This is a genomic window from Agromyces mangrovi, from assembly GCF_030296695.1.
GTDB lineage: Bacteria > Actinomycetota > Actinomycetes > Actinomycetales > Microbacteriaceae > Agromyces > Agromyces mangrovi.
This window is the reverse complement of record NZ_AP027737.1, coordinates 2,808,098-2,833,441: the sequence shown is the minus strand read 5'-3', so window position 1 is coordinate 2,833,441 and position 25,344 is coordinate 2,808,098. Positions and strand designations below refer to the sequence as shown.

At 72.2% G+C, this 25,344-nt stretch carries 20 protein-coding genes and 5 pseudogenes; 11 read left to right on the top strand and 14 right to left on the bottom strand.

Annotated elements, in window-relative coordinates; genetic code table 11:
• The gene (gene rfbD / locus QUE38_RS13485; RefSeq protein ID WP_286308781.1) at positions 1–852 is read left to right on the top strand and encodes a dTDP-4-dehydrorhamnose reductase; all 852 of its coding nucleotides are present in this window, start codon (positions 1–3) and stop codon (positions 850–852) included.
• Positions 853–879: 27 nt separating this feature from the next.
• Here the strand turns inward: rfbD and QUE38_RS13480 are convergent, their stop codons facing one another.
• Positions 880–2,361, bottom strand: coding sequence for a glycosyltransferase family 2 protein (locus QUE38_RS13480; protein WP_286308780.1), 1,482 nt, complete (start codon positions 2,359–2,361; stop codon positions 880–882).
• Positions 2,358–2,642, bottom strand: a complete 285-nt coding sequence (locus tag QUE38_RS13475; protein WP_286308779.1) for a hypothetical protein — start codon at positions 2,640–2,642, stop codon at positions 2,358–2,360. Before QUE38_RS13475 ends, QUE38_RS13480 begins: the two co-directional genes overlap by 4 nt.
• A 44-nt stretch (positions 2,643–2,686) precedes the next feature.
• Here QUE38_RS13475 and QUE38_RS13470 point away from each other — a divergent pair, with 44 nt between their 5' ends.
• Together QUE38_RS13470 and QUE38_RS13465 are read left to right on the top strand one after the other, a co-directional pair.
• On the top strand, positions 2,687–3,649 hold the full coding sequence (locus QUE38_RS13470) for a glycosyltransferase (protein ID WP_286308778.1): 963 nt from the start codon (positions 2,687–2,689) through the stop codon (positions 3,647–3,649).
• Positions 3,646–4,761 carry a glycosyltransferase gene (locus QUE38_RS13465; RefSeq protein WP_286308777.1) on the top strand — a complete coding sequence of 372 codons (1,116 nt, stop codon included), beginning with the start codon at positions 3,646–3,648 and terminating at the stop codon, positions 4,759–4,761. Before QUE38_RS13470 ends, QUE38_RS13465 begins: the two co-directional genes overlap by 4 nt.
• Positions 4,762–4,786: 25 nt before the next feature.
• On the opposite strand, the gene QUE38_RS13460 is transcribed toward QUE38_RS13465, so the two are convergent.
• The 5 genes and pseudogenes from QUE38_RS13460 to QUE38_RS13440 all read right to left on the bottom strand — a co-directional run bounded on the left by QUE38_RS13460 (position 4,787) and on the right by QUE38_RS13440 (position 7,787).
• The gene (locus QUE38_RS13460) at positions 4,787–5,053 is read right to left on the bottom strand and encodes an LCP family protein (protein WP_286311897.1); all 267 of its coding nucleotides are present in this window, start codon (positions 5,051–5,053) and stop codon (positions 4,787–4,789) included.
• A 45-nt stretch (positions 5,054–5,098) separates the two neighbouring features.
• Positions 5,099–5,170 (bottom strand): annotated as a pseudogene (locus QUE38_RS17915) (hypothetical protein); the annotation flags it as partial.
• Between the two features lie 86 nt (positions 5,171–5,256).
• Positions 5,257–5,757, bottom strand: a pseudogene (locus QUE38_RS17910) (LCP family protein); the annotation flags it as partial.
• Positions 5,758–6,143: 386 nt separating this feature from the next.
• On the bottom strand, positions 6,144–6,611 hold the full coding sequence (gene purE, locus QUE38_RS13445) for a 5-(carboxyamino)imidazole ribonucleotide mutase (RefSeq protein ID WP_286311834.1): 468 nt from the start codon (positions 6,609–6,611) through the stop codon (positions 6,144–6,146).
• A gap of 86 nt (positions 6,612–6,697) precedes the next feature.
• A pseudogene (locus tag QUE38_RS13440) lies at positions 6,698–7,787 on the bottom strand (5-(carboxyamino)imidazole ribonucleotide synthase).
• 100 nt (positions 7,788–7,887) lie between these two features.
• Between QUE38_RS13440 and QUE38_RS13435 the strand changes: the two are divergent.
• Both QUE38_RS13435 and QUE38_RS13430 read left to right on the top strand, forming a co-directional pair.
• The gene (locus QUE38_RS13435; RefSeq protein WP_350227476.1) at positions 7,888–8,454 is read left to right on the top strand and encodes a GtrA family protein; all 567 of its coding nucleotides are present in this window, start codon (positions 7,888–7,890) and stop codon (positions 8,452–8,454) included.
• 200 nt (positions 8,455–8,654) lie between these two features.
• Complete coding sequence (locus QUE38_RS13430) at positions 8,655–10,619, top strand: acyltransferase family protein (protein ID WP_286308775.1); 1,965 nt, start codon at positions 8,655–8,657, stop codon at positions 10,617–10,619.
• A gap of 33 nt (positions 10,620–10,652) precedes the next feature.
• Here the strand turns inward: QUE38_RS13430 and QUE38_RS13425 are convergent, their stop codons facing one another.
• Both QUE38_RS13425 and QUE38_RS13420 read right to left on the bottom strand, forming a co-directional pair.
• Positions 10,653–11,159 carry a PH domain-containing protein gene (locus QUE38_RS13425; protein WP_286308774.1) on the bottom strand — a complete coding sequence of 169 codons (507 nt, stop codon included), beginning with the start codon at positions 11,157–11,159 and terminating at the stop codon, positions 10,653–10,655.
• Positions 11,160–11,222: 63 nt separating this feature from the next.
• The gene (locus QUE38_RS13420) at positions 11,223–12,086 is read right to left on the bottom strand and encodes a biotin--[acetyl-CoA-carboxylase] ligase (RefSeq protein WP_286308773.1); all 864 of its coding nucleotides are present in this window, start codon (positions 12,084–12,086) and stop codon (positions 11,223–11,225) included.
• 120 nt (positions 12,087–12,206) lie between these two features.
• Between QUE38_RS13420 and QUE38_RS13415 the strand changes: the two are divergent.
• Both QUE38_RS13415 and QUE38_RS13410 read left to right on the top strand, forming a co-directional pair.
• Positions 12,207–13,816 (top strand): annotated as a pseudogene (locus QUE38_RS13415) (acyl-CoA carboxylase subunit beta).
• Between the two features lie 18 nt (positions 13,817–13,834).
• Positions 13,835–14,080 (top strand): acyl-CoA carboxylase epsilon subunit, encoded by a 246-nt coding sequence (locus QUE38_RS13410; protein WP_286308772.1) that lies wholly within the window; start codon positions 13,835–13,837, stop codon positions 14,078–14,080.
• 233 nt (positions 14,081–14,313) lie between these two features.
• Here the strand turns inward: QUE38_RS13410 and QUE38_RS13405 are convergent, their stop codons facing one another.
• Genes QUE38_RS13405 through QUE38_RS13390 form a run of 4 tightly spaced genes read right to left on the bottom strand, consistent with a single transcriptional unit; the run spans position 14,314 to position 18,588 of the window.
• Complete coding sequence (locus QUE38_RS13405) at positions 14,314–15,363, bottom strand: hypothetical protein (protein ID WP_286308771.1); 1,050 nt, start codon at positions 15,361–15,363, stop codon at positions 14,314–14,316.
• Entirely contained in the window at positions 15,360–16,610 is a 1,251-nt protein-coding gene (locus QUE38_RS13400; protein WP_286308770.1) for a sensor histidine kinase, read from the bottom strand. Before QUE38_RS13400 ends, QUE38_RS13405 begins: the two co-directional genes overlap by 4 nt.
• Positions 16,597–17,265 carry a response regulator transcription factor gene (locus QUE38_RS13395; RefSeq protein WP_286308769.1) on the bottom strand — a complete coding sequence of 223 codons (669 nt, stop codon included), beginning with the start codon at positions 17,263–17,265 and terminating at the stop codon, positions 16,597–16,599. The genes QUE38_RS13400 and QUE38_RS13395 overlap by 14 nt, the downstream gene beginning before the upstream one ends.
• 51 nt (positions 17,266–17,316) lie before the next feature.
• Positions 17,317–18,588, bottom strand: coding sequence for a class I SAM-dependent RNA methyltransferase (locus QUE38_RS13390; RefSeq protein WP_286308768.1), 1,272 nt, complete (start codon positions 18,586–18,588; stop codon positions 17,317–17,319).
• A 36-nt stretch (positions 18,589–18,624) separates the two neighbouring features.
• Here QUE38_RS13390 and QUE38_RS13385 point away from each other — a divergent pair, with 36 nt between their 5' ends.
• Positions 18,625–19,296, top strand: coding sequence for a Maf family protein (locus QUE38_RS13385; protein ID WP_286308767.1), 672 nt, complete (start codon positions 18,625–18,627; stop codon positions 19,294–19,296).
• 144 nt (positions 19,297–19,440) lie between these two features.
• A complete protein-coding gene (locus QUE38_RS13380; RefSeq protein ID WP_286308766.1) occupies positions 19,441–21,207 on the top strand; it encodes an acetyl/propionyl/methylcrotonyl-CoA carboxylase subunit alpha in 1,767 nt (588 codons plus the stop codon).
• Between the two features lie 33 nt (positions 21,208–21,240).
• Here the strand turns inward: QUE38_RS13380 and QUE38_RS13375 are convergent, their stop codons facing one another.
• Entirely contained in the window at positions 21,241–22,677 is a 1,437-nt protein-coding gene (locus tag QUE38_RS13375) for an NAD(P)H-quinone dehydrogenase (RefSeq protein WP_286308765.1), read from the bottom strand.
• 135 nt (positions 22,678–22,812) lie between these two features.
• Here QUE38_RS13375 and QUE38_RS13370 point away from each other — a divergent pair, with 135 nt between their 5' ends.
• The gene (locus QUE38_RS13370; protein WP_286308764.1) at positions 22,813–23,640 is read left to right on the top strand and encodes a purine-nucleoside phosphorylase; all 828 of its coding nucleotides are present in this window, start codon (positions 22,813–22,815) and stop codon (positions 23,638–23,640) included.
• A pseudogene (locus QUE38_RS13365) lies at positions 23,637–25,342 on the top strand (phospho-sugar mutase). The gene QUE38_RS13370 and the pseudogene QUE38_RS13365 overlap by 4 nt, the downstream one beginning before the upstream one ends.
• The last annotated feature ends 2 nt before the right edge of the window (positions 25,343–25,344 follow it).

Here is a 25,344-nt window from a genome sequence, read left to right as displayed (position 1 = left end):
GTGAGCCGTTACCTCGTCACCGGAGCCACCGGGATGCTGGGGACCGACCTCCAGGCGGCCCTGGCCGACCGCGAGGTGACCGCGCTGGGACGCGGCGACCTCGACGTCACCGATGCGGCAGCCGTGCTCGACGCCGTGGCCGGTCACGACGTCATCGTCAACGCAGCCGCCTACACCAAGGTCGACGACGCCGAGGAGCACGAGGATGTCGCGTACGCGGTGAACGCGACCGGTGCCGGCAACCTCGCCGCCGCCGCCGCTCGCCATGGCGCCCGCATCGTGCAGTACTCGACCGACTACGTCTTCGACGGCTCCGCCACCGAGCCCTACGCCGAGGAGACGCCGCACGCACCGATCTCGGCCTACGGACGCACCAAGGCGGCGGGCGAGCGCCTCGTCCTCGAGCATGGCGGCGACGCCGCGTTCGTCATCCGCACAGCGTGGCTCTACGGGGCACACGGGCCGAACTTCGCCAAGACGATGCTGCGTCTCGCGGAGTCGAAGGACGCCTGGAGCGTCGTCGACGACCAGGTCGGTCAGCCCACCTGGACCGCGGACCTCGCGGCGAAGACCGTCGAGCTGCTCGACTCGGATGCCCCGGGCGGCGTCTACCACGGCACCAACGGCGGTCGCACCTCCTGGTTCGGGTTCGCTCGCGCCGTGCTCGAGGAGGCCGGGCTCGACCCGGAGCGGATCACGCCGACGGACAGCACGGCATTCGTCCGGCCTGCACCCCGCCCGGCGTTCTCGGTGCTCGGCCACGACGCGTGGGCGAGCGCGGGCCTCACGCCGATGCGCCCATGGCGCGAGGCGCTGCACGCTGCCGCGTCCTCAGGCGCCCTCTCCGGCTGAATCCCGGCGAGGCGACCACGCCGCCCGTCAGAGCATGCGCGAGTACATCTCGACCTGCATCCGCCGCAGCCATCGTGACTGCAGCGTCTCGATGTCGGTCGGGAGGATGCGCGGGTCGCGCGACTTCGACTCGAAGTGGTAAAGCCGCGCCCACGGGGTGAACACGATCGACCGTCCGGTCTGACGGATCTTCATGTTCAGGTCGACGTCGTTGTAGTTGCCCGGGAGCGCGAGCGTGAAGCCGCCGACCTCGTCGTACACCTCGCGCCGCACCAACGCGCACGCGGCGGTGACCCCCGAGACCTCGTGGTCCGTCGCCAGGGAGCCGAGCGCGTCGTCGCGCCCACCCGGCCAGCCGAACGCCGCATGGCCGGCGACACCGCCCGTGTAGACCTGACCGGCATGCTGGACGGTGGAGTCCTCGAAGTACAGCATCGCGCCGACCATGCCGACGCCGCGCTGCTGGGCGAGCCCGAGCATCGACTCGATCCAGTCGTCCGTGACGACCTCGACATCGTCGTTGAGGAGGAGCAGGTACTCTCCCGTCGCCGCGACGGCGCCGCGGTTCATCTTCGCGCTGAAGTTGAACGGCGCGTCCCACAGCACGATGCGGAGCCGATCACCGCAGAGCGCGCGGAGCTCGGCGACGACGTGCTCGGGCGTCTCCCGGTCGCACACGACGACGAACTCCAGGTTCCGATAGGTCGAGCGCTCGACGATGCCGCGGATCGCCTCGACGACCAGCACCCGGTCGGAACCCGCCACGTGCGCGGAACCGCCGCGGGTGGGGATGACGACGGAGACCGTCGGGTCGCCCTCGATGCGGTACCGCAGACGACGCGTGAACGGCCGTACGCGCTCGATCTCCGCGACGACGCCGCAGCGCTCGAGGTGGTCGCGCACCACGCGCTCCTGGGCGTCGGCGCTCGAGGCGAAGTCCACGTCGGCCAGGTCCTCCCGCGCGAGGACGGCCGGGACGAGCGCGATCGGGAGACCGGCTTCGTCGGCCCGCAGCACGAGATCGAGGACCTGTGCACGTCGGGCCCCGGGCCGGAAACCGTCCAGCGATTCGAGCACGGATCGTCGCACCACGACGATCGGTCCCAGATAGTCGTTGCTGCGGAGGCGGATCGGCGAGAACCGGGGACGCGTGAGCGGGCTCGAACCTTGTGTGGTGACTGAGTCGCCGTACGCGATGTGCACGCCGGGGAAGCGGTCGAGGAACGCGGTCACGCGCTCGATCGCCTCCGGCTCGACGCGCCCCCGGCGGATGAGCATGAGGAACTCGGCATCGGATGCACGCCACTCACGGTTCAGCACATCGACGTCGGCCGGGACGACGCGTACTCCATCCTCGCGGGCGGACGGCTCGTCCTCCGTGGCGACCACCCGCACCGCGTCCGATGGGACGCCGGCGGCGAGCACGGAGGCGATCATCTCGTCGACGTCCTCGGTGGCGTGCCCCGCCGCGTCGATCCAGGCTTCGATCCGACTCGGAGCGTCGTTCAACTCAGGAACCGCCGCTTCGCGTAGCGCAGCGCCCGGACCGGGAACATGACGGCCCGGCCGACGCGCCACGTGGTCGAGCCCTGCATGGCCGCGACGTTGCGCTCGAGTGCCACGGTCTCGGTCGGCGACAGCAGCGGCGCGCTCTGCAACTCCGCCACCTGCGCCTCGAGCCCGGTGATCCGGTCGACGAGCGCGAGGCGCTCCTCGGCGGCCCGTTCCTCGGGGCTCAACTCGACGCCGGCGGCGTCATCTGCCCAGCCTGGGCCAGCGGCTTCGTTCACGTGGTTCGCACCGATCCTCTCGACGACCGACCTAAACTAGCGTAGTGCCAGAGCCGAAGACGACCCGCGGGAGCCGGACGACCGGGAGCCGCAGCACTCCACGCGTCGTCGCGGTCGTGCCGTTGTTCCGACCCGACGACCGCGTCGTCGGCAACATCTCCGCGCTCGCCGCGCAGGTCGACGCCGTCTACGCCGTGGACGACGGGTCGGGCGAGGTCGCGGACGGCGTCGCCGCCGAACTCGCCGATGCCGGCGTCGAGGTCACCCGGCTCGAGCGCAACTCCGGCATCGCCGCAGCCCTCAACGCCGGCGTGCGCCGTGCCCTCGCCGACGGCGCGGACTTCGTCGTCAACACCGACCAGGACACGCTGCTGCCGACCGGCTACGTGGCCGCCTGCATCGACACCTTCGCGCGGGCCAACGCGGTGACCCGGCTCGGCATCGTCTGCGCCGACGCGGTCAACGGCGCGCCGTCCATCCCGACCTGGCGATCTCCCGAGGGGCTCGGTCTCGTTCCCGAGGCCATCCAATCGGGCTTCGTGATCTCGCGCGAGTGCCTGGAGCGGTCCGGCCTGTTCGATGAGCGGCTCGTCATCGACTGCGTGGACACGGAGTTCTGCCTGCGGGTCCGCTCGCGCGGGTTCCGCATCGCCGTCGCCGACGGCACCGACATCGCGCATGAGCTCGGCGAGATGGTGCCGTACCGGCCGTTCGGCGTGCGCCGACGCAACCGCAACGGCACCTACGAGTACCAGTACCACTCGCCGTTCCGCCAGTACTACATCACCCGCAACAACATCGACCTGATCTTCCGCTACTTCCGCACCCATCGGCGGTGGACGCTCGCGGTCGTCAAGCGCCAGACGGGGCCGGGCATCGATGCGGTCCTGAGCGGTCCCGAGCGCCTCCGACACGCGGTCGCGATCGCCGCCGGCGGCGTGCACGGGTTCCTTCGCATCCGCGGCCCCGTGCCCGCCCGACTCGGCCGATTCCTCAGGCGCGCATGACGACTCGGCTGCAGCTCGTCGTCGACCCGATCGCCGCTGCGACAGGCGGACCGCTGGTCCGGTACACGACCGACCTCGCACGCGCCCTCGTCGCCTCGACGCCGCCCGGGTGCAGCATCGAGGGCATCGTGTCCTCGGTCCCGGGACGCGACCTCCGCCGGGTGCGCACCGCCGTCCCCGACCTGGGCGACCTCACGACCACGACCCTGCAGCGTCGGGAGCTGGCCGCGGCCTGGCAGCTCGGCATCGGCGGCCCGGGCGGGATGCTGCACTCGCCCAGCCTGCTCGCGCCGCTCAAGCGGCACGATCGGGCGCTCGACGGCACCCAGGTCGTGGTGACGGTGCACGACCTCTTCGCCTGGACCGACCCGCAGCGGCTCGGCTCGGTCGCCGTCGCGTGGCAGCGTGCCGCGCTGCGCCGAGCGACGAAGCACGCCGACGCGGTGGTCGTGCCCTCGCACGCCCTCGCGGAGCGGCTCGCCGAGTTCGCCGACCTCGGCGACCGCGTGCGCGTGATCGGCAGCGCACCCCGTGCCGGTCTGGTCGTCCCGTCGGATGCCGATCGGATCCGCGCCTCGCTCGACCTGCAGCCTGGCACCTACGTGGTCGCGTGCGCATCGCCGGACGACGACACGGTCGCGTCGCTGCAGGACGCGCTGGACCTTCCGGAGTCGCGGGGCATCGACCTCGTGCTGGTGACGCCGGAGGACGTGTCACCGCGCGACGGAGCCGACGCCGGACGGAACGGGACCTCCGTCCGCACGCGCACCATCGCCGAGCCGGGCCCCGCAGCGCTCGCGGCGCTGCTCGCCGGAGCCGTCGCGTTCGTCGACCTGCGCCTCGACGCCCACGATGCGACCGCCGTCATCGAGGCGCTGAGCCTCGGCGTCCCGGTCGTGCACGCGGACGCGCCCGTGCATCACGAGGCCGCTGCCGACGCGGGCGTTCCGGTGGACGCGACCTCCCGGATCGCCGTCGCAGACGCGATCGCCCGCCTCGCGAGCGACGCCGCGCTGCGGCAGTCGCTCGCCATCGCGGGCACCGACCGCGCGCGCATGTTCACCTGGCAGGACGTCGGCGAGCGCGTCTGGCAACTGCACGCCGACCTGTAGCCGACGCGCCGCGGCGCGGCATCCGTCAGCCCTCGCCTTCCTCGGGCTCGGGCGGGAACACCGCCTCGTCGACGAGCTGTCGGATGTACTCGTAGTCGGGGTCCTCGGGCTCGATGCCGCTCGCGGGCACCATCTCGAGGTCGACGATGGGCAGCTCCTGCGTCTTGGACGCGAGGTCGACGAAGTAGCCGAGCATGCTCTGCGGCACGTCGGTCTTCACGACCTGCGAGCCGGCCGCCGCGACGTCCTGGAACTTCGTCAGCACGTTCGCCGGGGTGAACTGGCGCAGCATCGCCTCCTGGATCTGGCGCTGGCGGAGCATCCGGTCGTAGTCGCTCGTGCCGTGGCGGGAGCGCGCGTACCAGAGCGCGTAGTTGCCGTCGAGGTGCTGCTCCCCGCGGGGATCCACTCGGCGACCGTCGTGAACGTCTCGTCGGCGTGGATCGGGATGTCCTGCGGCACGTCGACCGTCACGCCGCCGAGTGCGTCGATGAGCTCGGCGAAGCCCTGCATGTCGATGAGCACGTAGTACTGGATCGGCAGGCCCGTGATGCCCTCGGCCGCGTCGCGCATCGCCTCGATGCCCGGCTCGCTGCCCTCGGCGACCGCGTTCGGGTACATCTCCGGGCTCTTCAGCTCGACCTCGGTGTAGATGGAGTTGAGCTGGCAGACGTCGACGTCGCAGCCGTTCGCGCCGTAGCCGTCGGGGTAGACGGCGGCCATCGGCGACCCCTCGGAGAACGGCGCGTACTGCAGGTCGCGGGGCAGGCCGATCGTGACGGCCTGCCCGGTCTCGGCGTCGACGCTCACGACCGAGATGCTGTCTGGGCGGAGCCCGTCGCGATCGGGTCCGGCGTCACCGCCCAGCAGCAGGAAGTTGTACTTGCCGTCGATCGCGAGTTCGGGCGGCCCGGCGACGAACACCGTGGAGAGGAAGCCGCTCGCGGTCGTCGCGACGTACGCCCCGTAGGCGGCGGTGCCCGAGAGCCCCACCATGACCGCGATGCCGAGCACCGCGATCGCGGGGCGGGCGATCGGTGCGGTCTTGACGAGTCGCACCAGGCGGAGGGTGTCGAGGGTCAGCACCACCCAGACGACCGCGTAGAACGCCAGGAGCGCCGCGATGCCCCAGAGCGCGAACGAGTTGCTTGCGATCGTGTAGACGACGGTGGGCCAGAACCACCAGGCCACGAGGGTCACCGCGACCAGCGTCCAGAGGGCGAGCGTCGCACCGAGTCCGAAGCGGCCCAGCCGTCGATTGCCCGCGAGCACCTGGGCGGAGCCGGGAATCAGCACGTTGAGCACGACGAGCCACCAGCCGCGCCGCGTCATAAGCGGCCGCGACGACGGGTCGGGGAACCGGATCGGGCTGGCGGTGAGGGTCATCGCGCCTGCTTGAGGCGCTCGTTCTTCTCCTCGACGAGCGCGGCCAGCGCCGAGGCGTACTCCGCGAGGCGCTGCGTGAGTTCCGGATCGGCCGTCGCGAGGATCTTCGCGGCGATCAGCCCGGCGTTCTTCGCGCCGCCGATCGAGACGGTCGCGACGGGCACGCCGGCCGGCATCTGCACGATCGAGAGCAGCGAGTCGAGTCCGTCGAGCGTCGACAGCGGCACGGGCACGCCCACGACGGGCAGGGTCGTGACGCTCGCGAGCATGCCGGGCAGGTGCGCGGCGCCGCCGGCGCCGGCGATGATGACGCGGATGCCCCGGGCGTACGCCTCCTTGCCGTAGGCGATCATCTTCTCCGGCGTGCGGTGCGCGGAGACGACCTCGACCTCGTGCGCGATGCCGAGTTCGTCGAGCACCTCCGAGGCCGCCTGCATGACGCGCCAGTCGGAGTCGGATCCCATCACGACGCCCACGACGGGCGCGTTCGCTGCTTCTGCCACGCGACGATCGTACGGGCGAATTCCGTGGATCGCCTGCGCGGCTCGCGTCAGTCGGCGAAGACCGCCGCGGCCGCGCGCGCCTGGTACACGACCTCGTCGAGGTCGTCGCCCGACACGGTGACGTGGCCGATCTTGCGGCCGGGCCGCGGCGACTTGCCGTAGTTGTGCACCTTGGCGGTCGGATGCGACGCGAGCATCGCCGCATACCGGTCGACCATCTCCCCTCGGCCGGGCCGCCCAGCACGTTCACCATGACCGACCACGGCTCGCGGCACCCGGTGGCACCGAGCGGCAGGTCGAGCACCGCCCGGAGGTGCTGCTCGAACTGGCCGGTCGTCGCGCCGTCCATGCTCCAGTGGCCGCTGTTGTGCGGACGCATCGCGAGCTCGTTGATGAGCACGCGGCCGTCGACGGTCTCGAACAGCTCGACCGCGAGCATGCCGGTGACGCCGAGGCCCTCGGCGACACGGACCGCGATGTCCTCGGCGAGGTCGGCGATACGGCCGGCGGAGTGGGGCGCGGGTGCGATGACCTCGGAGCAGATGCCGCCGACCTGCACGGTCTCGACGACCGGCCAGGCGACGATCTGCCCGCTCGGTCGACGCGCGACCTGCTGCGCGAGCTCGCGCCGGAAGTCGACCAGCTCCTCGACCAGGAGCGCACCCGCGTTGCCGTCCTCGGCGAGCGTGGCGAACCACTCGGCCACCTCCGCGGCGGCGCGCACGACCCGCACGCCCTTGCCGTCGTAGCCGCCGCGCGCGGTCTTCACGACCGCGCTGCCGCCGTGCTCGGCGATGAAGTCCTCGAGCTCGTCGGCCGTCTCGACGCGGGCCCAGTCCGGCACCGGCAGTCCAAGTTCCGACAGGCGCTCCCGCATGACGAGCTTGTCCTGCGCGACGGCCAGTGCCTCCGGACCGGGGTGCACGGCCGCACCGGCGTCCACGAGTGCGTGGAGCACGTCCTGCGGCACGTGCTCGTGGTCGAACGTCACCACGTCGACGTCCCGGGCGAACGCCAGCACGGTGTCCCGGTCGCGGTAGTCGCCGACGGCGGTCGCCGCGAGCGCCGCCGACATCCCCTCCCCTCCGCCAGCACCCGGATCTCGACGCCCAGCTCGACCGCCGCGGGGATCATCATCCGCGCCAGCTGTCCGCCACCGATCACTCCGACTCTCACGTCGCTCCTTCCGCGCCGCCGACAAGCACCCCAGTCTATCGACGCGATCGGGCCGCCTAGGATGTCGCACATGCCCGCCTCCGTCCGCTCCGCGCTCGAGCGCCTGTGGCACGGAGTGATCACGTACGCCCTGAAGTTCGGCGTCGTCGGCCTCGTTGGACTGGTCATCGACGTGGCGGTCTTCAACCTGCTGCGGCTGGGCCTGCTCGGCGACGACGGCTGGGCGCAGTCGGCGCTCGGCGCGAAGACGATCTCGACGAGCATCGCCATCGTCTTCAACTGGCTCGGCAACCGGTACTGGACGTTCCGCAAGCACCGCCGCAGGAATTACCTGCGGGAGTTCGCGGAGTATCTGATCGTCTCGCTCGGCGGCATGGCCATCGCCCTCATCTGCCTCTGGGTCAGCCACCACGTGCTCGGTTTCACGAGCCTGCTGGCCGACAACATCGCGTCGAACGTCATCGGCCTCGGGCTCGGCACGCTCTTCCGCTTCGCGCTCTACCGCTGGTGGGTCTTCGGCCACCACCGCGCCGACGGGCTGTCCGAGCTGGCGCGCGTCGAGGAGGCCGAGCGCGCGCTCTTCGAGGAGCCCGGGGAGGCGACCGCGCCCGCATCCGACGGACGCTGACGTCCGGCACGACCCGCCCGCTCAGTTCCGGGTGCGTATACTCGTCGGGTTCCCGACCCCGAAGCCCGAGGCGCTCCCGACATGCCGACGATGACGGATGCGGTGGGCTACCCCCGATCCGCCGCAGACCCCCGCACCCGAACCCCAACTGGATCTCCGAGATCGATGGCCTCCGTGGCGTCGCCCTCACCCTTGTGGTGGTGTTCCACCTCTTCGGTGCAGGGCGTGTCTCGGGCGGCGTCGACGTCTTCCTGTTCGTGTCCGGCTTCCTGCTGACCGCGTCGCTCGCGCGTTCGGCGGCCCGAGGCAACAGTATCGAGCTCGGACGGCGCTACGGCCGGATGCTTCTCCGCCTCGTCCCGGCCGCCGTTGTGGTGCTGGTCGCGACGGGTGTGATGGTCGTGTTGCTCCTGCCGGCCAATACCTGGATCCAGAACGGCACGGAACTGATCGCATCGGCGCTGTACCTGGAGAACTGGGAACTCATCCGCTCCCAACTCGCCTATGGCGCAGCAGGACCCGATACCAGCCCGTTCCAGCACTTCTGGTCGCTCTCGATCCAAGGACAGTACTTCTTCGCGTGGCCGGCTGCAGTGGCGCTGATCACGATGCTGATCCGCCCCGACTCCGCGCGACGCGTGTTGGCGATGTGCGTCGCCGCACTCGCTGTCGCGTCGTTCGCCTACGCGGTCTGGTCGAACGCGCGCGACGCCCAGGTCGCCTACTTCGACAGCTTCGCGAGGTTCTGGGAGTTCGCCGCCGGTGCCCTCCTCGCGATCGGCTACCGACGAAGGCCACCCCTGCGCGAAGGACTGCGCACGGTGATCGGCTGGTTGGGCCTCATTCTCGTCCTCGCCTCGGGCTGGCTGGTCGACGGTGCGTCCTCCTTCCCATCCGTACCCGCTCTCGTGCCGATCGGCGGCGCGATCCTCGTCGTGCTCGCCGCGGGCAGCCCGACCCGCTTCGGGGCAGACCGCGCGCTCGAACTCCGTTCGGTGCGGCTGCTCGCCCGTATCTCCTACCCGCTGTATCTCTGGCACTGGCCTGTGCTGATCGGCTACCTCGCATTGCGGGACAGGGAAGCGGTCGGTCCGCTCGGCGCGATGGCCGTGCTGCTCCTGGCGAGCGCCCTCGCTCTCGCGACCCAGCGTTGGGTCGTCGAGCCGATCCTCGCCCTCCGGCCGACCATGGGCGTGCGGCGTACCGTCCTGCTCCCGCTCTCGGTCGTACTCGCCACCGTACTCACCGCGGCACTTGGTGTGAGCGCTCAGGCCGCGCAGCGCGACCGAGCCCTTGCGGAAGCGAAGGCGCTGCAAGCCGATGCACCCGCCTGCCTCGGTGCCGCTGCCCTCGATCCCGTACTCGACCCGTGTCACAACCCGGATCTCGCCGGCACCTTGGTACCGGCGATCGACGGCATCGAAGGCGACGACGACAATCGCCCGGAGTGTTGGGCCCGCGGAGACACCGGGGAGCTCACGCTCTGCACGGTGGGGTCGACCGAGCCCACCCGGCATCTGCTCGCCATCGGTGACTCGCACAACAACACCCTCATCGGAGTCTACGAGCGCATCGCCGACGAGTACGGTTGGTCGATCGACGTCGCCGGTCACTCCGGGTGCTACCTGACGACGGCGCCGCAGTTCAAACCATCGGAACGTTCATCGCAGAACTGCCGAACGTGGGTCGGCGCAGCGATGGACCATATCGCCGAGAGCGATTACGACGCCGTCATCGTGACGCACTCCCGCGGCGCCCGGCTCGACGGGGTCGCCCGGGCGGACGCCCTGTCGGTACGTGTCGACGGCCTGCTCGAGGCGTGGTCCGTCCGGGATCGGGACGTTCCGGTCATAGCGATCCAGGACAACCCGCTCTTCAGCCGGTCCATCATCGAGTGCGTCGCCGCACACGGGCTCGACGCTGCCGCGGAGTGCACCCGCCCTCGCGCCGAGGCGCTCCCGGACGGCGGGCTCGCCGGCGCTGCCGCCGCGGATCCGAATGCCCACCTGATCGACCTGGTCGACTACATGTGCGGCCCGGAGACCTGCTCGCCCGTGGTCGGCAACGTCATCGTCACACGCGACGGGCGCCACCTGACGGCGACGTTCGCGCATACGCTGACCCCATACCTCGGCCCGCGACTCCGGGAGATCGTCGAGGGCTGAGCGGCGACCGGTCGGGAGTCCGGCACGCGCCCGCTAACGCCCGCCCCAGGCGACCTGCGGCCCCGTGGCCGCCGACTGCTCGAGCCGGCGCCGCTCGGCGACGAGGGTGTTCGTCTGCTCCTGGAGGTCGTGCAGCACGCGCTGCACGAGGGTGGGGTTCGGCACGTCCGAGAGCACGACGGGCGTCTCGTGGCCGGTGTTGATGCGCACGTCGCCCGAGCCGAAGATCGACTGGAACCAGTTGCGCCGCACGGTCACGTCGTAGCCGCGGGAGTGCAGCAGCTCCTGCCGGGTGGCGACGAACAGACCGCCGCGCAGGATGAGCCTGCGGGTGGTGATCGTGTAGCGGCGGGTCAGCCACGCCAGGTACGGCAGCACGGAGAAGACGAACACCACGATCGCGCCGATGCCGACCAGCGCGAACTCCATCCAGACCTCGGGCAGGTTGCCGATCGCGAATCCGGTCGCAGCACTCACGGCGAGCAGCACGAGCACGGGCACGGTGAGGATGCGCGCGTGGCGCCGCACGCGCGCGACCACCCGCTCGGGCGGGGGCTCCGCGGGACCCCGGGGTGCGTCGGGTCCGTCATCGCCATACGCCCATTAATACCGCAGGTGGGTCACGTCGCCGGCCGCGACGGCCCGCTCGGCGCCGTCGTCCGACTCGTCGCGCACGACCAGGCGACCCGCATCGTCCAGAGCGGATGCGACCCCGACGAGCTCGGCTCCGCCCGGAAGCTCCACGCGCACGCGCGTGCCGAGCGTGCCGCAGAGCTCGGTCACCTCGTCCGCGAGGCCGCTGGCCGAGGCATCCGCCCCCGCCTCGAGGAAGCCGCGGTAGAGGCCGGCGAACCGGGTGAGGTAGTCGGCGAGCACCGCGTCGGCGTCGACCGGTGCGTGGGTCACGAGCGAGAGCGAGGTGGAGGTGAGCGTCGGCAGGTCGTGCTCGTCGAGCGAGACGTTCAGGCCCGATCCGATGAGCACCGCATGCTCGTCGGCGAGCAGCTCGGAGAGGATGCCGCAGACCTTGTAGCCCGAGATGAGCACGTCGTTCGGCCACTTGAGCCACACGTCCACCCCGCCCGTGCCGTCGCCGTCGATCACGGACGACTCGTCGGGCTCGGTCGTCGCCGCGCCCGCGGGCAGCACCGCGGCGCGCACCGCGCGGGTCATCGCGGCGCCGGCGAGGAGCGGCAGCCACCCGAGGGCGTCCGGGGGCAGCTCGCCACCATCGGGCATCCGGGGCCTGAGCAGGATCGAGATCGCGAGCGACTTGCCCGACGGCGCCAGCCAGGTGCGGCCGAGCCGCCCGCGACCGCGCGTCTGGTCGTCGGTCACGAGCACCGAGAGGTCGGGCCAGTCGGATGCCTCGGAGCGGGCGCGCGCGGCCAGTTCGTCGTTCGTCGAGCCGGCCTCGTCGAGTGCGAGGAACCGGGGCACCGCGGCGCGTGCGAGCGGGAATTCCATGCGACCTCCTGACGCATACGCTAGCGCCCGGGCACGGCCGCGACAGGCGGATGCCACCAGCCGCACGCCCCGCTTTTGTGGGATTCCGTCAACGGTTTCGCCCGGAGGCTGGCCGGTAGAGTGAACCGCGTGACCGACGAGACCCCTGCCGCACCCGATCTCTCCACCACCGAAGGCAAGCTCGCCGACCTGAAGGAGCGCTTCCACGAGGCCGTGACCGCGGCCGGTGAAGTCGCCCGGCAGAAGCAGCACGCCAAGGGCAAGATGACGGCGCGCGAGCGCATCGAGGAGCTCCTCGACCCGGGCTCGTTCGTCGAGCTCGACGAGTTCGTGCGCCACCGCACGCACGCCTTCGGCATGGACGCGAAGCGCCCCTACGGCGACGCCGTGGTGACCGGCACGGGCACCGTGCACGGCCGCCAGGTCGCGGTGTACTCGCAGGACTTCACCGTGTTCGGCGGATCGCTCGGCGAGGTCGCCGGCGAGAAGATCATCAAGGTCATGGAGCTCGCCATCAAGACGGGCGTACCGATCATCGGCATCCTCGACTCGGGCGGCGCGCGCATCCAGGAGGGCGTGGTCGCGCTCGGCAAGTACGGCGAGATCTTCCGCCGCAACACGGCCGCCTCGGGCGTCATCCCGCAGATCTCTATCGTGATGGGCCCGGCGGCGGGCGGCGCCGTGTACTCCCCGCGCTCACCGACTTCGTCGTCATGGTCGACAAGTCCAGCCACATGTTCGTCACCGGCCCCGACGTCATCAAGACAGTCACGGGCGAGGAGGTCGGCTTCGAGGAGCTGGGCGGCGCGCTCACGCACAACAAGGTCTCCGGCGTCGCGCACTACCTCGCGAGCGACGAGTCCGACGCGCTCGACTACGTGCGCACGCTGCTCGGCTACCTGCCCGACAACAACCAGTCGGAGGCGCCGGTCTACGACAGCGAGGTCGAGCTCGAGACGACCGACGGCGACCGCCGACTGAACACGCTCATCCCCGACTCGCCGAACCAGCCCTACGACATGCACGACGTCATCGCCGGCATCGTCGACGACGGCGAGTTCCTCGAGGTGCAGCCGTTGTTCGCGCCGAACATCCTCATCGGGTTCGCCCGTGTCGAGGGTCGCTCGGTGGGCATCATCGCCAACCAGCCGAGCGCCATGGCGGGCACCCTCAACATCGAGGCCGGCGAGAAGGCCAGCCGCTTCGTGCGGTTCTGCGACGCGTTCTCGATCCCGATCCTGACCCTCGTCGACGTGCCCGGCTACCTGCCCGGCACCGACCAGGAGTGGACGGGCGTCATCCGCCGCGGCGCGAAGCTGCTCTACGCGTACGCGGAGGCGACGGTGCCGCTCGTCACCGTCATCACCCGCAAGGCGTACGGCGGCGCGTACATCGTCATGGGCTCGAAGCAGCTCGGCGCCGACCTGAACTTCGCCTGGCCGACCGCGGAGATCGCGGTCATGGGCGGGCAGGGCGCCGTGAACATCCTCTACCGGGGCGAGATCAAGCGCGCCGAGGAGGCGGGCGAGGATGTCGCTGCGGTGCGCACGAAGCTCGCCAACGAGTACACCTACAACGTGGCCTCGCCGTTCCTCGCCGCCGAGCGCGGCGAGCTCGACGGCGTGATCGAGCCCGCCGCGACGCGCGTGACGGTCACGAAGGCGCTGCGTGCGCTGCGCACCAAGCGCGCGAGCCTGCCGCCCAAGAAGCACGGCAACATCCCCCTGTAGGCCCGGAGGAAGTCGACCATGGCCCAGATCACCCCGCCGCCGGACCAGGAGTTCGACGCGGCCGACGTGCGCGTGCTCACCCCGGACGTGTCCGCCGAGGAGGCCGCGGCCGCCGTCGCGGTCGTCGCAGCCGCCATCCGCGCCGAACAGGCCGAGCGGCACGCGCAGCCCGTGCGGGTGCGCGACCAATGGTCGCATCCGCGCGCCCGACTGCGGCAGCCGGTGGTCGCCGAACCGGGCGGCTGGCGGTCGTTCCGGGGCTGACCGACGCGGGTGTCCCCCGCCGGTCCCCCTCGTGTCCCCCTAAATGCTGACTTTCCCGTCTGCACGCCAACCTTCAGGATGAGTATCGACAGGTGATTCCCATCGAGGAACACCGCCACCTATTCGCCGACCAGGGTATCGAGGCGAATGTCAGGGGGCGAGTCCGGGAGATATTCGGGTTGTCTCCCCGACTCGGATTCGGATAGGGGGTCGGCTGGGGGCCGGCCCCCTTCCTACTGCCCGGATGTCGCCTCGCCGCCGGTGCTCGCCCGCTGCGGCTGCTCCCGCGGGATCTCGAGCCAGAACTCGACCTCGTCGTCGTCCTCGTCGACGAGCGCTCCGGCGGAGGCCGCGAGGACGCCCACGACCGTGACCGCGGTCGGCCCGCCGGCCGCTGCGGTGCGCGCCACGATGCGATCGGCACGGCTCGCCGCGATCGCCTCCGCGAGCTGCGCGAGCACCGCCTCGCGCGCCTCGTCGGGCATCTCGTCGATGCCGCCCTCGTCGAGCAGCGAGACCATGGCGCCCCGCTCGCGGGCCTCGCGCACGCGGTCGCGCACGTCGTCGTCGAGCAGCATCCGCCCGCGGATCTCGTCGCGGATCGCCGCCTCGAGCATGCGGCACTCGCGGCGCTGCGCATCGGTCAGGTCGCCGCCGCGCTCGATGATGCGTCGCAGCATGGGCGCCGCGATGCGACTGGTCTGCGCGATGCGCAGGCGCCCCTCGAACAGGTGCGCGTCCTGCGCCGCCTGCCAGTCGGCCGCCTCGCGCTCGGCGCGCGCGAACGCCCGGGTGTCGCGCGCGGCCTTGGCGAGCGCCGAGGTGAGCATGTGCGTGATCGCCACCCAGACGATGCTGCCGATGACGCCGAGGGTGCCGAGCGCCATCGGCCCGGCCCAGGCGACGGTCTGCACGGCGAGGATGATGACGCCCGCCCAGCCCGCGATGAGCCGGCGCCGGGCGGCGACGATGGTCATGAGCGTGCCGACCGCAGCCACGTACCAGGTCGCGTAGCCGCTCGGGGCCGCGGGGTCGAGCTGGCTCGTGACGAGCAGCGGCAGGGCCACCGCGACGGCGAGGTCGAACACGGCCATCCACTGCGGCATCCGCATCTGCTTCGCCGGCCACAGGCTGATCGTGGTCGCGAACGCGTAGAGCACGAGCGCCACGATCGTGGGCACGGGCGAGGCGGGCACGTCGAGCGAGGTCACGCCGAGCACGATGTGGTACCCGGAGAACAGCGCCCCCAGCGCCACGAGCAGCCAGCGTGGGACCGCGATCACGATGCGCCCTCCGTCTCGTCGAGCTCGGCCGGCCAGCAGATCACCACGCGCGTGCCCTCCCCGGGCCAGCTCGCGACGCGGGCGGTGCCGCCCGCGCTCGACATGCGCTCCTCGATCGACATGCGGATGCCGAGCCGGCCCGACGGCACGAGGCTCCGCTCGAACCCGACTCCGTCGTCCTCGATCTCGACGACCGAGCCCGCACGGCCCACGCCCCGCACGCGCAGCGACCGACGGATCGGCCGCCCCTCGTCGACGTCGCCGTGCTGGATGCTGTTGACCATGCCCTGCACCGCGGCCGAGTAGATCGCCTCGATCGCCTCGACGGGCAGGTGCACGCCGGTCGCGTGCACCACGCGGATCTGGAACGGCGTGGCGAACGTCGACAGCGCCGCGCGGAGCCGGCGCACGAGCACCGTCAGCTCGACGCGCTCGACCGCGCTGGGCACCCCGGGGGCGCCGGCCTCCGCGAGCCGGGCGACTGCATCGCGGGCCATCCGCGCCGCGCGCGCCCGCTCCTGGGCGTCCTCGGCGGCTGCTGCGGTCAGCATCGTCGTGAGCACGCTGTCGTGCACGAGCGCGTCGATGCGCACGCGTTCGACCTCGTTCGCGTGCTGGCGCACGGCGATGTCGTAGCGACGCAGCGCACCCTCCTGCGCCGTGTCGACCGCGCGCGACGCCTGACGCAGCATGGTGATGATGATGAGCACGACGAGGCCCAGGATGATCGCGTAGGTGGCGTCCAGCGCCGCGATCAGGATGCCCGCGTCGCCGCCGGCCGGCCCCGCGCGCACGACGCCGTAGGCGATCGGCACGAGCACGGTGTACGCGACGGCGCCCCAGAGGGGCAGCGCGATGCACGCCGCGGTGGTGGCGACCGTGCAGAGGTAGTAGATCCACGGCGCGCTGCCGTCGAGCGCGGCGGGGTCGGCCACGAGCAGGTTCCAGGCGAGCACCGAGGCCGCGTAGGCGACCGCGAACAGCAGACTCACCCGCTGCACCGCGATCTTGGTGACGCTCGCGATGGCGAGCGAGGCGACGCCGCCGTAGAGCACCGCCATGAGCACGGTGCCCGCGCCGACGAACAGGGCCGGGTTCTGCGCGAGGGCGATCGGGGCGGTCTGCGCGGCGAAGACCAGGCCGAACAACCCGAGGGCCCGCGCGGCGACGGTCTCGATCTGCGCACGGGTGACGGCCGTGCGCTGGCGCGGGCTCAGGCGCGCGAGGGGCGACTCAGCCGCGGCCATCCCCGCCCTCGGGATCGAGGCCGGGCAGGATGCCGTCCTCCACCGCGCGGCGGAGCAGGTCGACCTTCGTCGGCGCCGGACGCCCGACCTCGACGTACTTCGCGCGGATGCGGTCGAGGTACTCGCGCGCCGTCGAGTGCGCGATGCCGAGCTGGAGCGCGACCATCTTCAGCGGCAGGCCCGACGCGTACAGGTGCAGCACGTCGCGCTCCCGGCGACCGAGCTGCGCCTTGGCGAACTCGGAGTCCGCCTCGATCGCGCTCGCCCATTCGAGGTTGTTGAGCACGTCGCCGTTCGCGACCGTCGCGATCGACCGGATGACGACGTCCATGGGCGACGACTTCGGGATGACGCCCGCGGCGCCGGCGGCGAGCGACTCGCGCACGCTCGCCACGCGGTCGGCGATCGAGTGCACGAGCACCGCGGATCCCGTCGCTCGCACGGCGAGCACGTTGTCGGTCACCGACGTGCCGTCGCCGAGCGACAGGTCGAGCACGACGACGTCGCACGACTCGCCGCCGAGCCGTTCGACCAGCTGGGGCACGGTCGCCGCGGTGGCGATGACGTCGTACCCGGCCTCGGTGCAGGCCGCGCGCAGGCCGAGTCGCACGGCCTCGTGGTCGTCCACGATCGCCACGCGCGGCGCATCCGCCACGTCAGTGCCCCGTTCGCCTGCTTCCACGCCCACCCCTCGCTCGCGTCGCACCTAGGCAACGATACTGCCGAGTCGCGCCACCGCCTCGACGTGGTGCGTGTTCGGGAACAGGTCGAACGCGCGCAGCTCCTCCAGCTCGTAGCCCGCCTCCCGCAGGTACCCCACGTCGCGCGCGAGCGCGACCGGGTCGCAGGCCACGTAGACGAGCTGGCGCGGGCGCAGCTCCCCGAGCGCCTCGCTGACCGCGCGCCCCGCGCCCGAGCGCGGCGGGTCGAGCACGACGGTGGACCGTGCCAGCGCGTCGCGCTCCGCACGCGAGGCGGTCGCCACGAGGCCCTGCACGAACCGGTCGACGCGCGCGGTCACGGCCGATGCCCCCACCCAGTCGGCGAGGTTCGCGGCGGCGTGGTCGGTGGCGCGCTCGTCGGCCTCGACGGTCGTGATGCGCACGGTCTCGCCGAACCGGTCGCCGACCGCGGCGGCGAGGAGCCCGACGCCGCCGTAGAGGTCCAGGTTGGCCGCGCGCGGATCGAACGCGGCCTCGTCGATCGCGTCCTGCACCGCCCGGTAGAGCGTGCGGGCCGCGTTGACGTGCACCTGCCAGAACCCGCCCTGCTCGAGCGTGAACTCGCGGCCCTCGACGACCTCGGAGAGCTCGCCCCGCGGCGGCCGCTTCGGCTTGCCCCGGCGATCGCGCTCCGCGACCAGGACGCGCGCGCCGCCGCTGCTCGGGGCCACGACGTCGACGTGGGCGGCACCGGGGAAGCGCTGGCCGAGCGGCGCCGTGTCCGCGACTGCCGGTGCGGCGAGCGGCAGGGCGTCGACCGGCACGACGTCGTGCGAGCGGGCCGCGAACGGACCGATCGTGCCGTCGGGCGCGACCTGCAGGCGCACCCGGGTGCGCCAGGCGGTGCCGTCGTCGGATGCCCCGGGCGGCGCGTCCGCCCCCGGCTCGACGGCCTCGACCACGGGCGCCTGCTCGAGTCGGGCGAAGCGCTCGAACGCCTCGCGCAGCACGTCGGCCTTGAGCTCGCGCTGGCGGGCGAGGCGGATGTGCCCGAACTCGGCGCCGCCCGCGCGTTCGGCCGGGGCGCGCGCGATCGAGGCGGCATCCCACACGTGCTCACGACGGTCGGCGGACGCCTCGAGCACTTCGACCGTCTCGGCGCGCCAGTACCGGTCGTGCCGGTCGTCGACCACCTGCGCGCGCACGCGCTCCCCCGGCAGCGCGTCCGACGTGAACACGACGCGACCCTCGTGACGGGCCACGAACACGCCCCCGTGTGCGACCGGTCCGACGTCGAGCTCGAGGGTGCGTGCCATCCGTCAAGCGTCTCACGGAGACGGCAGGATGGACCCATGCGCCTGTACCTCGCCTCGACCTCGCCCGCGCGGCTCCAGCTGCTGCGACAGGCCGGCATCGAGCCGGTCGCGATCCCGCCCGGGGTCGACGAGGAGGCGCTCGTCGCCCGCACCGAGGCCGAGGAGGGGCCGCTGCCGGTCGACCGCATGGTGCAGCTGCTCGCTCGCGCGAAGGCCGAGGCGCTGCTCGGCACGGGGTCCGGTGACGGCGAGGGTGCGGATGCCACGGGGCCCGACGGCGCCCCGATCGACGGGCTCATCCTCGGCGGCGACTCCGCGTTCCTCGTCGACGACGTCATCCACGGCAAGCCGCACCGCCCCGAGGTCGCGGCCGCGCGCTGGCGGGCGCAGCGCGGCCGCACGGGCGACCTCTGGTCGGGGCACTGGCTGATCGACCACCGGGGCGGCGTCGCGCGCGCGGCGGTCGGGCGCCCGTCGGTGGCATCCGTCGCCTTCGCCGACCTCACCGACGACGAGGTCGACGCCTACGTCGCCACCGGCGAGCCGCTCGCGGTCGCGGGCGCGTTCACCGTCGACTCGCTCGGCGGGCCGTTCATCACGCGCGTCGAGGGCGACCCGAGCACGGTTGTGGGGCTCTCGCTCTCCACCTTGCGCGAGCTGGTGCGCGAGCTCGGGGTCGAGTGGACCTCGCTCTGGAACCGGCGCTGACGAGGCCGCACATGCCGCACGCGGCATCCGCTCGGTCCTGACACCGTGGGCCGCACGCGTTGTGGCCCGCCGCCCACGCTTCGCCGGGTTTCTTGTGCGCCGTCACCAAAGATGCGGCGTCTCGCGCCAATAGGCTGGGGAATCATGCCGCGTATCACCAAGGTCCTCATCGCCAACCGGGGCGAGATCGCCGTCCGTGTCATCCGTGCCGCCCGCGACTCGGGCATCGCCTCGGTCGCGGTCTACGCCGACCAGGACCGCGACGCGCGCCACGTCAAGCTCGCCGACGAGGCGTACGCCCTCGAGGGCGCGACGAGCGCCGAGACCTACCTGGTGATCGACAAGCTCCTGTCGGTCGCACGACGCTCGGGCGCCGACGCGGTGCACCCTGGCTACGGCTTCCTCGCCGAGAACTCCGACTTCGCCCGCGCGGTCATCGACGCCGGCCTGGTCTGGATCGGCCCCTCCCCCGACGCGATCGAGCAGCTCGGCGACAAGGTCTCTGCGCGGCACATCGCCGAGAAGGTGGGCGCGCCGCTCGCGCCCGGCACCCTGAACCCCGTGGCGGACGCCGCCGAGGTGCTCGAGTTCGTCGACCAGCACGGCCTGCCCGTGGCGATCAAGGCCGCGTTCGGCGGCGGCGGACGCGGCCTCAAGGTCGCCCGCACGCGCGAGGAGGTGCCCGAGCTGTTCGACTCGGCCACCCGCGAGGCCGTCGCAGCCTTCGGCCGCGGCGAGTGCTTCGTCGAGAAGTACCTCGACCAGCCGCGCCACGTCGAGACCCAGTGCCTCGCCGACGCCCAGGGCAACGTCGTCGTGGTCTCCACCCGCGACTGCTCGCTGCAGCGGCGGCACCAGAAGCTCGTCGAGGAGGCGCCCGCGCCCTGGCTCACCGAGGAGCAGACGCGACTGCTGTACGAGTCGTCGAAGGCGATCCTGCGCGAGGTCGGCTACCTCGGCGCCGGCACCTGCGAGTTCCTCATCGGCGCCGACGGCACCGTGTCGTTCCTCGAGGTCAACACGCGCCTGCAGGTCGAGCACCCGGTCTCCGAGGAGGTCACCGGCCTCGACCTGGTGCGCGAGCAGTTCCGCATCGCCGAGGGTGGCGTGCTCGACTACGACGACCCGGTCGCGCACGGCCACTCGTTCGAGTTCCGCATCAACGGCGAGGACCCGGGCCGCAACTTCCTCCCGGCACCCGGCCCCGTGCACCAGCTCCGTTTCCCGGGCGGCCCCGGCGTGCGCATCGACTCGGGCGTGACCACGGGCGACGAGATCTCCGGCGCGTTCGACTCGCTGCTCGCGAAGCTCATCGTCACGGGCTCGTCGCGCGAGCACGCTCTCGAGCGCGCCCGCCGCGCCCTCGACGAGTTCGAGGTCGCCGGGCTGCCGACCGTGCTGCCGTTCCACCGCGACATCGTGCGCAACGACGCGTTCGCGCCCTCCGACGGCGAGCCCTTCTCCGTGTACACGCGCTGGATCGAGACCGAGTACGACAACCGCATCGAGCCGTGGTCGGGCGAGCTCGCCGAGCCCGCCGGTCCCGCTGCGCGCGAGGAGGTCGTGGTCGAGGCCGACGGCCGCCGCATCGCGGTGTCGATCCCGAAGCGCTTCGCCGCCACGTCGCTGCAGCCGACCGCAGGCCCCGCACCTCGTCGCCGCTCCGCGGGCCACGCGGTCGACACGGGCGGCGGCGACGCCGTGAAGGCGCCCATGCAGGCGACCGTCGTCAAGGTCGCGGTCGAGCCCGGCCAGGCCGTCGTGAAGGGCGACCTGATCCTCGTGCTCGAGGCCATGAAGATGGAGCAGCCGATCGCGGCGCACAAGGACGGCGTGGTCAGCGTCGTCAACGCCGAGGTCGGCGTGACCGTCTCGAGCGGCCACCTGCTGCTCGCCATCGGCGACGCCTGACCCGCGCCGCCGGCGCCCTCGCCGCCGCGGCGACTACTGCACGATGTGCAGGGCGCGCGCGGCGTCGGTGAGCGAGCCCGACAGCGACGGGTAGACGGGGAACGCCTCGGCGACCTCGTCGACCGTGAGCCGCTGCTCCACGGCGATCGTGAGCGGCAGGATGAGCTCCGACGCCTTCGGCGCGACGATGACGCCGCCGATCACGGTGCCGGAGCCGGTGCGGGCGAACAGCTTCACGAAGCCGTCGCGGATGCCCATCATCTTCGCGCGCGGGTTCGACGCGAGCGGGAGCTTGTAGATGAGGCCCTGGGCGATGCCGTCGTCGATCTGCTTCTGGTTCCAGCCGACGGTCGCGATCTCGGGCTGCGTGAAGATGTTCGACGTGATGTTGCGTTCCTCGGGCGGGTTCACGATGTCGCCCATCGCGTGGAAGATCGCGGTGCGACCCTGCATCGCCGCGACCGACGCGAGGGGCGGGAAGGTCGTGCAGTCCCCCGCGGCGTAGATGTTCGGGATCGACGTGCGCGCCACGCGGTTGACCCGGATGTGCCCGCTCCCGGTCAGCTGCACGCCCGCCTCGGCGAGCCCGATGTCCTTCGTGTTCGGGATCGATCCGACCGCCATGAGGCAGTGCGACCCCTCGACCGTGCGCCCGTCGGTGAGGGTCGCGACGACGCCCTCGCCGTCGAGAACGACCGACTCGGCGCGCGACTTGTTCAGCACGTGCATGCCGTTGCGCTTGAACACCTTCTCGATCACCGCTGCCGCGTCGGCGTCCTCGCCGGGCAGCACCTGGTCGCGGCTCGAAATGAGCGTGACCTCGGCGCCGAGCGCCCGGTACGCCGACGCGAACTCGGCGCCGGTCACGCCCGAGCCGACCACGATGAGGTGCTTCGGGATCGTCTGCAACTGGTACAGCTGCGTCCAGGTGAGGATGCGCTCACCGTCGGGCACCGCCGTCGGCAGCACGCGCGGGCTCGCACCGACCGACACGACGATGGTGTCGGCCTCGATGCGGTCGAAGTCGGTGCCCTCGTCGCCGGGCGCGGTCGACACGGTCACCGCGTCGCGCCCGTCGAGGCGGCCCTCGCCCTGCACGATGCGCACGCCCGCGTCGAGCAGGTTCGCGCGCATGTCCTCCGACTGCTGCCTCGCCAGCCCGAGCAGCCGCTTGTTCACGGCCGACAGGTTGATCGCGACCTCGGGGCGGATGGGCTTGCCCGACTCGCCGCGCGCGTAGAACTGCACGCCGAGGTCGGCGGCCTCCTTGACGGCGTTCGACGCCTCCGCGGTCGCGATGAGCGACTTCGACGGCACCACGTCGGTGAGCACGGCCGAGCCGCCGACGCCGACGCGTTCGACGAGGGTGACCTCGGCACCGAGCTGGGCTGCCGCGAGGGCGGCCTCGTACCCGCCGGGCCCACCCCCGAGCACTGCGATCCGCTGGGTGCGCTCGAACTCGTAGGCCATGGGCTCCATTCTGGCGCAGCCGCGGAAAGGCGGGCAAACGGGCGGATGCCGCCCAGGGCGCAGCATCCGTCACCGCCGATGCTCATGCGAGCAGATGCGCGACACCCGAACGGGGGTGCTCAGTAGCATGGCACCATGCACGCACCGAACCCGCTCGACGACCCGTCCGCAGATCCGTTCGAGGTGGCCCGCACCGCCGCGGCCGAGCTCGCGGAGGCCACCGGGGTCGAGCGCCACGACATCGCGCTGACCCTCGGCAGCGGCTGGGGCAAGGCGGCCGACCTCATCGGCGAGACGACCCACACCATCCCGGCGACCGACATCACCGGCTTCGGCAAGCCGGCCCTCGAGGGGCACGTCGGCACGCTGCGCTCGGTCCTCCTGCCGAGCGGCAAGCGTGCGCTCGTGATCGGCGCCCGCACGCACTACTACGAGGGGCACGGCGTGCGCCGCGTGGTGCATTCGGTGCGCACGGCGGCGGCCGCCGGGGCATCCGTCATGATCCTCACCAACGGTGCGGGCGGCATCCGCGAGCACTGGTCCCCCGGCACGCCGGTGCTGATCCGCGACCACATCAACCTCACGGCCGACTCGCCGCTCGAGGGCGCCACGTTCGTCGACCTCACCGACCTGTACTCGCAGCGCCTCCGCAACGTCGCGCACGCGATCGACCCGGGCCTCGACGAGGGCGTGTACACGCAGTTCCGCGGCCCGCACTACGAGACGCCCGCCGAGGTGCAGATGGCGAAGGCGATCGGCGGCGACATCGTCGGCATGTCGACCGCGCTCGAGGCGATCGCGGCGCGGCAGGCGGGCATGGAGATCCTGGGCATGTCGCTCATCACGAACCTCGCCGCGGGCATCCAGACCACGCCGCTCAGCCACGAGGAGGTCATCGAGGCCGGCCGCGAGGCGGAGCCCGTCATCTCCTCGCTGCTGGCCCGGATCGTCGCGGAGCTGTGACCGTGGCGGACATCGCAGAGGGACTCATCGCGCGCGCCGAGGCGTGGCTCGACCAGGACCCCGACCCCGAGACGCGGACCGAGCTCGAGGCGCTGCTCGCGGGCGCGCGCGAGGGCGACGCCGAGGCCGAGACCGAGCTGCACGATCGCTTCGACTCGCGGCTCGACTTCGGCACCGCGGGCCTGCGCGGCGAGATCGCGGCCGGCCCGAACCGCATGAACCGCGTGCTCGTGTCGCAGGCCGCCGCGGGCCTCGCCGCGTTCCTGACCGAGCGCGCGGCCGACGGCGAGACCCCGTCCGCCGTCATCGGCTACGACGGCCGTCGCAACTCGCGCGTGTTCGCCGAGGACTCGGCGGCGATCCTCGCCGGTGCGGGGGTGCGGGCGATCCTGCTGCCGCGGCTGCTGCCGACCCCGGTGCTCGCGTTCGCCGTGCGCCATCTCGACGCGAGCGCGGGCGTCATGGTGACCGCCTCGCACAACCCGCCGAACGACAACGGCTACAAGGTCTACCTCGGCGGCGACGACCACGGCTCGCAGATCGTCTCGCCGGTCGATCGCGAGATCGCCGACCACATCCTGCACGTCGCGGCGGGCACGCAGGTGCCGCTGCTGCCCCGCGGCGAGTTCGAGACGGCCGACGAGTCGGTCGTCGACGCGTACGTCGCGGCCACCGCCGCCGTCGCGCTGCCGCCCCGGGCGCAGCCGGTGACGGTCTACACGGCCATGCACGGCGTCGGCTGGGAGGTCACCCGACGCGTGCTCCAGACGGCAGGATTCGACGAGCCGGCGGTCGTCGCCGAGCAGATCGATCCCGATCCCGCGTTCCCGACCGTTGCCTTCCCCAACCCGGAGGAGCCGGGCGCGATGGACCTCGCGCTCGCGCGCGGCCGCGACGTCGGGGCCGACCTGGTCATCGCGAACGACCCCGACGCCGACCGCCTGGCGATCGCGATCCCCGACCCGTCGAACGAGGCGGGGTACCGCAAGCTGACGGGCAACGAGATCGGCCAGCTGCTCGGCTGGCGGCAGGCCGAGCTGGCGGCGGCGGATGCCGCGGGCGACCGCGGCGCCGACGGCACGCTCGCCTGCTCGATCGTCTCCTCCCCGCGCTCGGCGTCATCGCCCGCGAGTACGGGCTCGACTTCCGCGAGACGCTCACGGGCTTCAAATGGATCTCGCGCGCGCCCGACCTCGTCTTCGGCTACGAGGAGGCGCTCGGCTACCTCGTGAACCCGGGCACGGTGCGCGACAAGGACGGCATCTCCGCGGCGGTCGCGTTCCTGTCGCTCGCCGCCGAGCTCGCGGCCGACGGCCGCACGGTGGCGGATCGGCTCGACGAGCTCGCCGACCGGTTCGGCGCGTTCGCATCCGGGCAGGTGTCGCTGCGCTTCAGCGACCTGTCGCGCATCGGCGAGCTCATGGCGCGCCTGCGCGCCGACCCGCCCGCTCGCATCGGCGAGGTGCGGGTCGAGCAGATCGACGACTTCTCCGACGGCTTCGGCGACCTGCCGCCGAGCGACGTGCTGCGCATCCGCCTCGAGGACGGCTCTCGCGTCATGGTGCGCCCGAGCGGCACCGAGCCGAAGCTGAAGGCGTACCTCGACGCCTCGTCCGAGTCCGGCGACGCCGCCGAGCGACGCGCGACCGCGGCTGCGCGGGTCGCCGCGCTGGAGCAGGGCATGCGCGCCCTGCTCGGCTGAGG

Coding starts and splice junctions, on each gene's coding strand:
- QUE38_RS13465 (WP_286308777.1), top strand. CDS start 3,646: ATGACGACTCGGCTGCAGCTCGTCGTCGACCCGATCGCCGCTGCGACA.
- QUE38_RS13460 (WP_286311897.1), bottom strand. CDS start 5,053: ATGCTGCGCCAGTTCACCCCGGCGAACGTGCTGACGAAGTTCCAGGAC.
- purE (WP_286311834.1), bottom strand. CDS start 6,611: ATGGGATCCGACTCCGACTGGCGCGTCATGCAGGCGGCCTCGGAGGTG.
- QUE38_RS13435 (WP_350227476.1), top strand. CDS start 7,888: ATGTCGCACATGCCCGCCTCCGTCCGCTCCGCGCTCGAGCGCCTGTGG.
- QUE38_RS13420 (WP_286308773.1), bottom strand. CDS start 12,086: ATGGAATTCCCGCTCGCACGCGCCGCGGTGCCCCGGTTCCTCGCACTC.
- QUE38_RS13410 (WP_286308772.1), top strand. CDS start 13,835: ATGGCCCAGATCACCCCGCCGCCGGACCAGGAGTTCGACGCGGCCGAC.
- QUE38_RS13400 (WP_286308770.1), bottom strand. CDS start 16,610: ATGGCCGCGGCTGAGTCGCCCCTCGCGCGCCTGAGCCCGCGCCAGCGC.
- QUE38_RS13390 (WP_286308768.1), bottom strand. CDS start 18,588: ATGGCACGCACCCTCGAGCTCGACGTCGGACCGGTCGCACACGGGGGC.
- QUE38_RS13385 (WP_286308767.1), top strand. CDS start 18,625: ATGCGCCTGTACCTCGCCTCGACCTCGCCCGCGCGGCTCCAGCTGCTG.
- QUE38_RS13380 (WP_286308766.1), top strand. CDS start 19,441: ATGCCGCGTATCACCAAGGTCCTCATCGCCAACCGGGGCGAGATCGCC.
- QUE38_RS13375 (WP_286308765.1), bottom strand. CDS start 22,677: ATGGCCTACGAGTTCGAGCGCACCCAGCGGATCGCAGTGCTCGGGGGT.
- QUE38_RS13370 (WP_286308764.1), top strand. CDS start 22,813: ATGCACGCACCGAACCCGCTCGACGACCCGTCCGCAGATCCGTTCGAG.